9 protein-coding genes and 1 pseudogene are annotated in these 11,261 nt (G+C 69.1%); 4 read left to right on the top strand and 6 right to left on the bottom strand.

Translation table 11 applies throughout. The annotated features are described in order from the left end of the window. Positions 1-138 precede the first annotated feature (138 nt). Positions 139-612 carry a MarR family winged helix-turn-helix transcriptional regulator gene (locus ACF07S_RS33215; protein ID WP_391967220.1) on the bottom strand — a complete coding sequence of 158 codons (474 nt, stop codon included), beginning with the start codon at positions 610-612 and terminating at the stop codon, positions 139-141. A gap of 275 nt (positions 613-887) precedes the next feature. Here ACF07S_RS33215 and ACF07S_RS33220 point away from each other — a divergent pair, with 275 nt between their 5' ends. The 3 genes from ACF07S_RS33220 to ACF07S_RS33230 all read left to right on the top strand — a co-directional run bounded on the left by ACF07S_RS33220 (position 888) and on the right by ACF07S_RS33230 (position 3,587). Continuing rightward, positions 888-1,637: a dioxygenase gene (locus tag ACF07S_RS33220; protein ID WP_391975905.1), complete on the top strand. Its 750-nt coding sequence runs from the start codon at positions 888-890 to the stop codon at positions 1,635-1,637. 93 nt (positions 1,638-1,730) lie between these two features. Next, on the top strand, positions 1,731-2,666 hold the full coding sequence (locus ACF07S_RS33225) for an NADP-dependent oxidoreductase (protein ID WP_391975900.1): 936 nt from the start codon (positions 1,731-1,733) through the stop codon (positions 2,664-2,666). Between the two features lie 378 nt (positions 2,667-3,044). Next, positions 3,045-3,587 carry a hypothetical protein gene (locus ACF07S_RS33230; RefSeq protein WP_391975901.1) on the top strand — a complete coding sequence of 181 codons (543 nt, stop codon included), beginning with the start codon at positions 3,045-3,047 and terminating at the stop codon, positions 3,585-3,587. A 230-nt stretch (positions 3,588-3,817) separates the two neighbouring features. Here ACF07S_RS33230 and ACF07S_RS33235 read toward each other — a convergent pair whose 3' ends face one another. Then, the gene (locus tag ACF07S_RS33235; protein ID WP_391975902.1) at positions 3,818-4,396 is read right to left on the bottom strand and encodes a CAP family protein; all 579 of its coding nucleotides are present in this window, start codon (positions 4,394-4,396) and stop codon (positions 3,818-3,820) included. A gap of 2,338 nt (positions 4,397-6,734) precedes the next feature. Between ACF07S_RS33235 and ACF07S_RS33240 the strand changes: the two genes are divergently transcribed. After that, positions 6,735-7,247, top strand: coding sequence for a pentapeptide repeat-containing protein (locus tag ACF07S_RS33240; RefSeq protein ID WP_391975903.1), 513 nt, complete (start codon positions 6,735-6,737; stop codon positions 7,245-7,247). A 179-nt stretch (positions 7,248-7,426) separates the two neighbouring features. Here the strand turns inward: ACF07S_RS33240 and ACF07S_RS33245 are convergent, their stop codons facing one another. The 4 genes and pseudogenes from ACF07S_RS33245 to ACF07S_RS33260 form a co-directional block, all read right to left on the bottom strand. Beyond that, positions 7,427-8,008, bottom strand: a complete 582-nt coding sequence (locus ACF07S_RS33245; RefSeq protein WP_391967225.1) for a suppressor of fused domain protein — start codon at positions 8,006-8,008, stop codon at positions 7,427-7,429. 79 nt (positions 8,009-8,087) lie between these two features. Then, positions 8,088-8,213 (bottom strand): annotated as a pseudogene (locus tag ACF07S_RS33250) (AAA family ATPase); the annotation flags it as partial. 214 nt (positions 8,214-8,427) lie between these two features. Next, positions 8,428-8,799: a hypothetical protein gene (locus ACF07S_RS33255; protein WP_391967226.1), complete on the bottom strand. Its 372-nt coding sequence runs from the start codon at positions 8,797-8,799 to the stop codon at positions 8,428-8,430. Between the two features lie 665 nt (positions 8,800-9,464). Continuing rightward, positions 9,465-10,631, bottom strand: coding sequence for a cytochrome P450 (locus ACF07S_RS33260; protein ID WP_391975904.1), 1,167 nt, complete (start codon positions 10,629-10,631; stop codon positions 9,465-9,467). Positions 10,632-11,261: the final 630 nt, after the last annotated feature.

Consider the following 11,261-nt stretch of genomic DNA (forward strand, 5'->3'; position numbering starts at 1 on the left):
TGGGAGATGACCTCCACCGGGTACCGATGCCCTCTGTACGACGGTGGCGCGCTGCCCACGGACGGCTCCTCCTCGCATGACCAACCCGAAGATCCCCCCACCCGGTCAGCCAACGTGACAGCGCCTCCGCGCCACCTCTTATCCGCTTGCGAGTTCCTGGCGCAGTTGGGCGGCGATGCGGGTGAGCGCGGTGGTGAGGTGGCGGCGCTGGGTGGCGGTGAGTGGGTCGAACACGAGCCGTTTGACCTGGGCGACGTGTTCCGGAGCGCTCTCGGCGAGTTTTTGCCGGCCGGCGTCGGTGAGGGTGGCGAGGGTGTACCGGCCGTCGCCGTGGTCGGGGCGGCGGGTGACCCAGTCGCGGGTCTCGAAGCGATCCATGACCTTCGACAGGCGCGGCTGGGTGCTGTCGCAGTCCCGGGCCAGCTCACTGAGCCGCATCGTGGCCTCATCCGCCATGGACAGCCGGGCCAGCACCCCGTACTCGAAGTTGGAGATACCCGCGTCTCGCTGCAGCTGGCGGTCGAGGGTCGCGGGGAGGGCGATGACGACCGTCAGCAGCGCCTGCCACAGGGCCTGCTGTTCGTCGTCGAGCCAGGGTGACTGCATGTCCATGAGCCCCATCATACTTGCCCAGGCAACTCGCGTCACTTGCCTCGACAACTCCGGAATCACTTGTCCAGTCAAGTGATGTCACTTGCCTAGGCAACTCACCTCGGATAGGTTCTCACTTGCCCAGGCAAGTCAAGGAGCTGATCTCTGTGCCTCCAGCGACCAACCCGACCTCACCTTTCGCATCACGCGGACCCGCCGCGGCCTACGACGACCTGCTCGCCCGGGTCCTGCCGCAGGCGCGCGAGCAGCGGATGTGGGAGTCCTCGGACGGACCCCTGCCCAGCCTGTTCGTCAGCCACGGGGCCCCGTTCACGCTCGACGATCCGCAGTGGCTCGACGCCCTCTTCGACTGGGGCCAGTCGCTGCCCAAACCGCGGGCCGTCGTCGTCGTCTCGGCCCACTGGGAACAGGCGCCGGTCGCGATCTCCGGGGCCGCGGCCGGCACCCCGCTGCACTACGACTTCAGCGGCTTCCACCCCCGCTACAAGACCCTCCCCTACGCGACCCCGGACGCCACCGACCTGGCCCGGCGCCTCAAGGGCCTGCTCGGCCCGACGCCGGTGCACGAGTTCACCGGCCGCGGCCTCGACCACGGCGCCTTCATCCCACTCATGGCCATGTACCCCGCGGCCGACGTCCCCGTCGTGCAGCTGTCCATGCCCAGCCTCGACCCCGGCGACCTGCTCGCCCTCGGGGCGCGGCTGCGGCCCCTGCGCGACGAAGGCGTCCTCGTGCTCGGCTCGGGCTTCATGACCCACAGCTTCGCCGTGTTCCGCCAGCCGGGGCTCGCCGCCGAGACCACCGCCTTCGACGCGTGGGCCGTCGACACCCTCGCCCGGGGTGACGCCGACGCCCTCATCGACTACCGCCGCAAGGCGCCCGGCGCCGACGTCGCCCATCCGACGGCCGACCACTTCGTCCCGCTGCTGGCCACCGTCGGCGCCGCCGACGACCCCGGCAGCGCGGTGAGCGCCCTCGACCGCATGGTGATGGGCAACTCGACCCGGTCGCTGCAACTGACCTGAACGCCTCGACACCCCGTCGACGTGGCTCCCCCTATCCGTCCGATCGCCTCGATCCTGTGGCGACGGCATCCACACACCCAGGAGAAAACTCTCATGAAGGCCATGCGTTTCCACGAGTTCGGCGGCACCGAGGTGCTGCGCTTCGAGGACGTGGACCGGCCCGTTCCCGGCGCCGGACAGGTGCTGGTCCGGGTCGCGGCCACCTCGTTCAACCCAGTCGACGACCACATCCGCGCCGGCCACCTGGCCGCGCTGATGCCGACCCCCCTCCCCTATGTGACGGGGATCGACCTCGCGGGCACCATCACCGAACTCGGCGCGGGCGTCACGGGCTTGGCAGTCGGCGACCCGGTCGTGGCCATGCTGCCCCTGGACACCGCTGGCGGCGCCGCCGAGTACGCTGTCGTCCCGGCCGACTCCCTCGCGCCGGCGCCGAAGACCCTCGACCTGGCCGACGCCGCGGCGCTGCCGCTGACCGGCCTCGCGGCCTGGCAGACGGTGTTCGAGCTGGCCGAGCTGAAGCCCGGTCAGACGGTCCTCGTCAACGGGGCCGCAGGCGCGGTGGGCAGCATCGTGGTGCAGCTCGCCGTCGACGCGGGCGCGCACGTGACCGCGGTGGACGGCCCCCAGCACGCCGACCGCCTCCTCGGCTACGGCGCGGAGCGCGTCGTCGGCCCCCTCGACCTCGCCGCGGGCCCGGCCGCCGTGGGCGGTCCGTTCCAGGTCGTGGTGAACCACGTGCGGCACTCCCCGGAAGAGCTCGCGCGGCTGACGGACTACGTCGCCGACGGCGGCGTCGCCGCCAGCAGCGGTGGCGCGATTCCCGAGGACCCCGCCCGCGGGGTGCGCAACGCGAACCTGTGGGTTCGCCCCGACGGCGCCCAGCTGACCGAGCTGGCCGCCAAGGTGGACGCCGGCAAGGTCCGGGTCCACGTGGCCGCCCGCCGTTCGGTGACCGAGCTCGCCGCCGTCCACGAGGACGCCGCCGCCGGGCGGCTGCCCGGCAAGACGGTCATCCTCACCCCCTGACCCCCACGGCCCCACCGGGCCGCCCCGTCCGATCCGCCGGTGACACAACCGGATCTCCTTTCTCGTCCTACTGGCGAGAAAGGAGATCCGCTCTGCCGCTACGACGGGCCGGCAGGATGCATCAGCGTCTTCGCAGTGGCGCGCGAGCACGTTGATCAGGGAGGATGGCACGCGGACGCGACTCCAGGTCGATCTTCGGTCTCAGCAACCTTGATCATCTGATGTCGCGTCTCTTGCTTCCAGCCGGGCAAGTAGCCCGTCAGACACCAGGCGCGCACGCCGACTCATCTCGCTCATCGAGAACGCATGAGCCCTGGGAAGGCGGGGCGTCGGCGCCCGTGCAGACCGTAGCCGAACGCGGCCCTCGCCGCCGGGCCGGTGTCTCCAATTGGAGACATCGACGAGGGCCAGGCCCGCGAGCTGGCGCCTGTGCTCAAGGAGTACGGGACCGAGGTGACCACCACCCTGTACCGCGAGGTCAAGGAGCTGCGTGGTGACCGGCGGGTGACGGCGGCGGACCTCTCGGAAGCCCGTGCCGTACTGTCTCCGCTGAAGCATCTCGCCCGGCCGGACCAGGTGCGCGACGTCCTCACCGTGGCTGCCGCTGAGGGCCGCGCGCCCCGGCTCGCCCCGCCCGCCCCGGAGGTGCCGGCGCAGGCCGCTGACGAGCACCAGGCCGATGAGGACGAGGGCAGCGTCACCCGGGACCAGGTGGACGAGGGCGCGGAGGCCATCGCCATCCTGGAGGCCGCCGTCGCCCAGCAACGGCAGATCTACGACCGGGTGGGCGGCGGGACCCTCGCGGCCGCCCTGCTGTACGACCCGGGCAGGGGTGACCACCTGCGCCGCGAGCTGCGGCAGTACGCCCAGCGGACGGCGTACCGGGCGCGGGACACCTCCGGAGACCAGGGCGACGACTGACGCGTCCGGGTGGCCGTTGCTGTCCGTTGTCAGGACCGGGTGGGACACTGCCCGGCGAGAGGTGTCCCTGCGCCCTGACCTCGGGTAGTTCCGTGGTGGTCGGTGGGGGGAAGGGCCCGGCGCGAAGGTGCGGCGCCGGGCCCTCGCCATGCCCGGCCGGTTCCAAAAATTCGACCCCGTCCGAGGCGCTGGCCTTTCGCGCGGTCACGCGTCCTCGAGGGCCGGTGGTGTCATCCCGTGGGTGGGAAAACGTTCTGCTTGAACCGGTCCCCGTCCCCCATGTTGCCGGGGGACAGGTAGCCGCACACCACGTAGGTCTCGTACCACTGCGAGCCCTGGCCGGCAGCCCGCGCGCAGCCGACGCGGGTGGTTTCCTTCCACACGATCTGCGTGAAGTGTCCCGTCGCACTGCTGTAGCCAGGGTGTGCGTAGTCGTAATCGCGGCTGTCGTTGTACCAGGCGGTCACCACATCCTTGCAGGTAGCCATCCGACCGGACACGGTAGTGGCAGACCAGTGACGGTTTTCTCCGTGGCCGCCGGTGGTCGGCGGGACGTGGGTGAGCCCTTCGGACTGGGAGATCATGTTGACGCGGTTCTTGGCGTAGTCGACGAGCGTGGGGTCGATCTTCAGCGGCGGGGCGCCGTGCCGGGCCCGGTAGGCGTTGTGTGTCGTGAGGCAGTCCTGCTGGAAAGCGTCGTCCATCCGCAGCGGCAGTGGAGGGCGAGCCCAGGCCGAGCCGGCCGCGGTCATCAGTGTGGCGAAGGCTGCCGCGGACGCCATCACGGCATGTCGTCGGAGTCGGACCATGTCATCTCCCTGTTCCTCGGTTAAGACCACGCGGCATAACGCCAGGAAGCCGCAGAGGACACCAGGTTCGGCGTCTCGCCCTCAACTCCAGGTCTCGTACTGGTGCGCTTCCGGAGGGCCAGTCACCGGGTTCACGTACCGCCTGGTGCTCACCGCCGACCAGCTCGCCGCGCAGGAGCCGCCGCCCGGGCCGTCCTGGAGAAGTGCCAGAGACGCGCAGTGGCCGGGGTCGGGTTTCTGGACTTTCTGGACCGTCCCCGCGCGGGCGCGCGAGGGGTGACAGAACCTGCGGAAAAGCTGACACCGGACGCCCTGGCTGGCCGTCGTCGTCACCCCGGGGGCGTGCCAGAAATCGGATTCCCTCAGCCACTCACCGGCCGATGCCTGAGCGAAGCGAAGGCATCGGAACTACGTGATGGTGGTGCTTGATGTTGTTACTAAAGGGGCCCGGTGAACCGGCGACCGGAAACCGGTCCCCGGTTCCGCCCGGCTTCACCCCGGTAGGAAGGGGTTCGCCCGGTCTTACGAGTCGACGCGACCTGGACCGTCCGCAGTCCGCGCCACACTCTCCTGGGTGGTCGCCTGCCGTCGCCGTGCCCGGGGCCGGTTCCATAAATCCGACCGGGCCCGAGGCGCCAAACCGCGCGGTGCGCCGGCGGCCTCGAGGTCCCCCGCTCTCACGGGAAGCGGCGAAAGTCTGGCACTGGCCGCGGCCCGGGCGCTGAGCTGGGCCGCCGCCGGGTCCTAGTGGCGGCCGCCGGGCCGGTGTCCGTTTCCCCGGGCCAATCGCGGACACCTGCCCGGCTCTCGACGTCCTCCGGGGACGTCGTCCGTCCCGGCCTGGACGGGCGTGGGAGCGTGCGTCCTCGAAGTCCCCAGCTGTCGCAAGGCTGGCCTTTCACGCAGGCGCGCGAGGGTGACCGAAGCTGCCGAAAGGCTGACCTCCGGGAGTCGCTCAGTCGGCGGGTGTCCACGGCGGGGGCGGGGTAGTGCTGATGCCGCCGCACGACCAGCATTCGAAGTCATCCGGCAGCTCGTACTTGTCCGTCCACCAGGAGGCGACCGGTGCACCCCACATGACGCAGGGCGCACCGCACCAGCCGCACACGAACGAGAAGTTCACCGCGTCGTCCTCCCTCGGGGTCGTCTCGTCGTCAGGATGCCCGGCGAAGGTGTCGGCCGTCTGGTCCTTCGGTGCGGTCGCCCGGCCTCCACTCCGGACACCGGGGGACACGGCTGGACGTCCGGCGGACATAGCTGGACACCAGTCGCCGTCCCCTGCCCCTGATGGAATCCCCGGGTTGCATCAGACCAACCAAGAGACGAAGCCGCAGGCTAGGGGCGCATCCGGCTGGGAACCGCAGGGTTCCATCACATCGCCCGAGAGTTGATGCCGCAGGTCGGAGGCCGTATTTCGGACGGCGACCTGCGGTTTCCTCGCCGTAAGGGGCTGCTCTCCGGAGCTAAGGGGGCGGTTTCCCACCCTTAGCTCACGTCCTCACTGGCGGCTCCGTGCGACCCGTGGGCGCCCGTACGCGGTCCATCGCACCCGGGACCGCCCGTGCCGACGGGAGATCGGCCGCACGCGGCCACAGAGGACCGTCAGGGGCGTCTCTTTCGTCTCGGGGGCAGAGGAACATCCCTGTCAGATCGTGCGCTAGCCTCCGTCAACCCTGATGGGGGGCAGGATGGTGTCGGCTGCCGGGCCGGCTGTGTGCAGCCCCAATCTCCCGCGCTGCGTCCGACGGAACCGCCACGGCCACCCTGACAGCTACGGTCCAATACTCCTCATGCCTTATCGACGCTCTCAGCAACTGCACCGGGTTGCCCGCCGTGCCACACAGCCCGGCCGACCCAATCCGGCCGGGCGCCACCGGAGCACCGCGCCGTTACCGTCGCCCTCACCGGCCGCCGCCCGACCGGCCCCCCCCCGGCGCGCACCCCGCGCCGACGCCGTCGGCGAACCGGAACGGGACGGTGACACCTCGTCCCGCCAAGGGCTGGACTGGGCCCGCCGCACCGAACTGATCGCCGTCGTGCTCGGCGTTCTCCTCTCGCCCCTCATCGCGGCAGCCGGCATCTGGTACTCCAACAACCAGGTCCGCGACCAGCTCAAAATCAGCAGCCAGGAGCTCAACGTCACCCAGGAAGGACAAATCACCGACCGGTACACCAAGGCCGTGGAAAGCCTCGACAAGAAGGCTATGGATGTCCGCCTGGGCGGCATCTACGCCTTGCAGCGCATCATGGAGGACTCCCCCGCGATCACCCCACCATCGCCAACGTCCTGGCCACCTATATCCGCACCCACACGGATAAAGCCCCCAAGGATGGAGAGGTGTCTGCCGACGTACACGCCGCCCTCACCGTCCTCGCCTACCGCGACACCACCTGCGGCAAGTTCTTCTACCTCGACTTGCGAGACACCCACCTGTCCGACATCGAACTCCAGCCCCGTTTCCGTGACGTGAAACCCAAGGAGACCATCGGGGTCCTGAGCAGGGAGCCGATCGGTGCGAATCTGACCGCCGCGAATCTGACCAAAGCGGACCTGACCGACGCGCACCTGCCCTACGCGAACCTCATTGGCGCGAACCTCATTGGCGCGAATCTCGTTGACGCGGAGCTGCCCGGTGCGGACCTCACTGGCACAGACCTGGCCGGTGCGGACCTCACTGGCACAGACCTGATCCGTGCGGACCTCGCCTACGCGTACGGTCTGAAAGTGCGTGAGGTCATTTCTGCTGTGATCGACTCAACGACCAAGCTTCCCTCTGGCTTGGCCAAAGACCCTGCCGTCACAACACGGATTGCCGAGGTGGAAAAGGGGTTCGCCGAAGGTCGGAGGTAAGGCAGTCACCCTGAGTTGCGGTTCAAGCGACTCGGGAATGGCTTCGCTGATGAAAACGGACAGCGATTGTCGATGGCTTTGGGCGGCAGTCGGTGATCACTGTGCCTCGACATATCGACGAGTTTTGACGGCACTGGAGGACTCCGTGGCTGCCGCTTGCGTCCCAGAAGCTCGCTAGGTCAGACGACGGATGGACGCCTTGGGTCGGTTGGGACGATCGCGTGCTCGTCGAAAAGCTGTTCAAGGACTTCGTGGCCGTGCTCTCGGCGGTATGCCATCTCGGCTGCGGTGACCGGCAGAACCCAGAGGATGCGGGCATCACCGTCCGGCAGTGGGCACTGCTCGAGGTCAGGTCCGTGGAGGTAGGGAAGGCTGACCAGCAGGTGGTCGCAGTGGGACCCGGGCAGCCACGGCTCCCCGATGGGCAGGCTGTGTTCGAGGTCGAGGTGGTGATCGGAGTGGTAGTAGGCGGTCATGGCCAGGAGATCAGCGAAGCGTTCGTCGCGGACGGGAGCGGTGATGACGAATTCGAGGCCGTGGCCGTCCGTCTCAACCGTGGACCAGCAGCCGGCGGTGATGTAGGCCCAGCTGTCGGCGCGCGGTCCTGGGCTGACGGTGAGGATCCGCAGGTCGGGAACAGCTTCCCTTCGTCCAGGTCCCAGGTCGTAGTCGCTGACCGTGATCATGTGGCCGGTGAAGAACTCGCGAACGTGGGCCTCGACGCCTGCTATCGCCCGTTGGTTGCGCTCGTTCTCGAACATGATGGAGAGGATCTCACGGCTGGCCCAGGTGTCCTGGCTGTGAGTCCGCCCCGCCGCAGGCGGGGCGGACTCGAATGGTTCAGCTGGCCTTGACCGGCTCCTCGGCTCGGGCTCGGGTGCTGGCGAGGCGGTAGGAATCGGTGCCGGTCTCGATGATGGTGCCGTTGAACGTGAGCCGGTCGACGATGGCCGCGCAGAGGCGGGGTGTGCCGAGGCACGGTAGTTGTCACCGCCGGTTGCGCCGACCTGCGATCTTCCATGAATGAGGCACCGCAGTTGTCACGGGCGAAGCAAGATACCTGGCACCAGTCCATCGGAAGCATGACAGTTGTCGCCCCTTCACCGAGGTGGAGCGCACTGTTCCCTGGTGACAACAAGCCTGACTTTGTGAACGTCGGGCGGACCGCCGTAGCCGGAGGTCAGTCCCCGAACACGAAGATCAGACACAGCGCCGCGAACGGCACGGCGGATCCGCCGAGCAGCGTCAGCACCGCCGGAACCGCCGCCGTCAGTGGCTCCCTGCCCTTGCGACGGCCCGAGCGGAATACCACGCGGGCCAGGACGAGCGGCAACGCGACGAGGGCGAACAAGATCACCGGCACCGCGAGCCGACTGAATGCGGTGGTGCCGGTGTCGGTGACCAGGTGCCAGGCGGTCGCGCCGAAGACCACTGCCGGGCCGGCCAGCAGGCCGAACGAGAGGACCGATGCCACGGTGACGGTCAGTCCTTCGGTCAGCCGCTCGGCACGCGTACGTTCCCGGCGCACTTCCGATATCCCGCTGTACCCCATACCCATTCCCCCAGTGCCGCAGTTCGGTGTCGTCAGTGCTCCGGTCGAGTCGCTCAGTCCGCGGCCGGCGGGACACGACCGTGTCAGGGCCCCAGGGCGGCAACCACGATGATCTCATGGGCCCACCGACCGGTGGTGTCCTCTGCTCCTCTGTACGGCTCGCGTTCCGCTCGAACCGGCGACACCTTCGGCGGTCCGCCTCGCAGGTCCGGGCCCTCGCTGCACCGCAGGCCGACGACGCGGATCGGAGCGGGGCGATGCCTGGCTCGAAGTCGCCGTCTCGGTGACAACAAGCGAGCCTTTGTGTCAACTATCGCGCTTCGGCTCAACATATGTGCCGAGGCTCGGTAGTTGTCACCGGCGGAACCGAAATAGGCTGGCCGAAGGCCATGCCGAAGCAGCCTGGTTGTCACCTGGAAGGCAGGCTACTTGTCACAGATGCTCCCTCAGCCACCTTCTTGTCACCAGGCCGAGGCGTGACGCGACGGCCTCGCCGGGATACTCGGCGGGCAGACCACGGCATGGGTCCTGCACGCGACGCCTTGATCGCCTGGGCGACTTTCTTCGTCTAGGACGGCCTTCCGAGGATCACAGACGGCCCCTGCCGCTGTCCGGGAAACCCCGCAGGTCACCGACTCGTCGAGCGAGCGACGTGAAACGCCAGGCTAAGCCGAGGGGGCCGGTTCAGCGCTCGGGTGCCGTGGCGGGGCGAGGCGGGTCCAGCCGGCAGGTGGGGCCAGGAGGGTGCGGATGTGGGGCTTGCGGGTGCGCAGCCGCACGTGTCCCCGGTAGCCGTGGAGGATGAGGTGGCCGAGGTGTTCGAGGGCCTTGACTGCGAAGCCGTTCGCCGGGCACATGCCGTCGCCTTTGCCGAAGGGGAGGTAGGAGCGCCGCTGGTCGTCGGTCGGCTGCTCCCAGCGCGAGGGACGGAAGTCCAGGGGCCTGTCCCATACGGCCGCTGACCGGTGGATCGCGTGCGTGCCGATCAGGACGTGCTCGCCCTCGCTGACCCGGGCGGCGGCTATGTCGTGGTCGGCGGCGGCCACTCTGATCAGGCGCCAGGCGGTCGGATACAGGCGCAGCGCCTCCTTGACCAGCCGATGGACCTGTTCCTGCCGCACCGCCGGGGTGTCGTAGCCGTGCCTGATGCCGAGCATCACCACCCATTCTAGGGTCACGCCCGTGAAGCCGACCGTGGACAGGACGAGGCGTTGCAGCAACTGCGCGCGATCGGCCAGGGACAGCTCTCCGGGCAGTCCCAGCACCAGGTCGACCAGGTCCTGCGCGCCGCTTTCCCGCGCTGGCAGTCGGCCGAGCTGCTCGGCGAGCCCGGCCCGGACGGCGGGCACCGTACGGTGCGAGCGCCTCAGCACATGGCCGACGATGTCGTCGGCGACGACGCTCGACGTCACGTAGGCGTCGACGAGCGCGTTGATTTCGGTATGACGCCGGTGCGCGATGACGGGGGCGAAGTACCGCCGGACCAGTTCGACGCCCCAGCGCTGGTGCCGCAAACGGCCGCGGCTGTCACTCACCTCACCGAGGGCGGAGTCGAGGTCGAACGACGACGCGAGGTCGTGCCGGGCCAGGACCCTGAGCAGCTCGCGGGAGGCTTCGCCCCGGACCGCCTGGGACAGGGGTTCCGGTCCGAGGCGGAAGAACCCGGACTGGGACAGGTAGTCGCTGGCCGAGTCGACCAGGACGTCCCGGGCCGCGTCGGCATCGGCCACGAAGAGGGTGCCGAAGCGGAGCCTGAACGGACCGTCACGGTCCGCGGCCTGCTCTTCCCATCGCCGCAGTTGCGGCCACAGACTCTTCCTGTCCAGGAACACGGTCGTCCGCCCATCTGACAGAGGATGGGACGCGCGGCGGTCCCGGCGCTCGTCCCATCCTTTTGCGGAGAGGACGTCAGGCGTTGTGCCCGTACCTGTCGCCGTACTGGTTGCGGCGCGCACGCGCCTCACCGCTGAGCGCCCGAAGACTCCTGATGACCCATGACATCGCGGTCGTCCTCCTTGTCGGTCGGGGTTGTGCCTGGCCCGGCTGCCGAGCGTCAGTCCTGCTTCCCGTAGCCGACGAAGTACCCGTGCCACCGCGCACGCATCTCACCGCTGAGCGCCCGAAGGCTGCTGGTCACCCACGACATCGTGGTCCTCCTTGTCGGTCAGTGCTCCTGGGCTGTGCCGCGTGATACGGCACCCCGGCGGCCCACCGCCACCCTCGCCGTGCGTGATCGGCTCACCGGTGAACCGGCCCGCCGCAGGGGCGCCCTAACGCTACTTGCACGGCAGAACCGGGTGAACTGCCGGAACCAGCCAAAGATGGTGGTGCGCCCGGGGCGGGCCAGCTGCGCTACGGCCCACCCGCTACTGAGGTTGAACTCGTGATGTCGTGCTGTTGCTCAGGTGGGTCTGATGGTCAGGCCGGTCTCGGCGAGGCAGCCGTCTATGAGGTGACTGCGG

It is taken from the genome of Streptomyces sp. NPDC016640, assembly GCF_043076215.1.
In the GTDB taxonomy this organism is placed as follows: domain Bacteria; phylum Actinomycetota; class Actinomycetes; order Streptomycetales; family Streptomycetaceae; genus Streptomyces.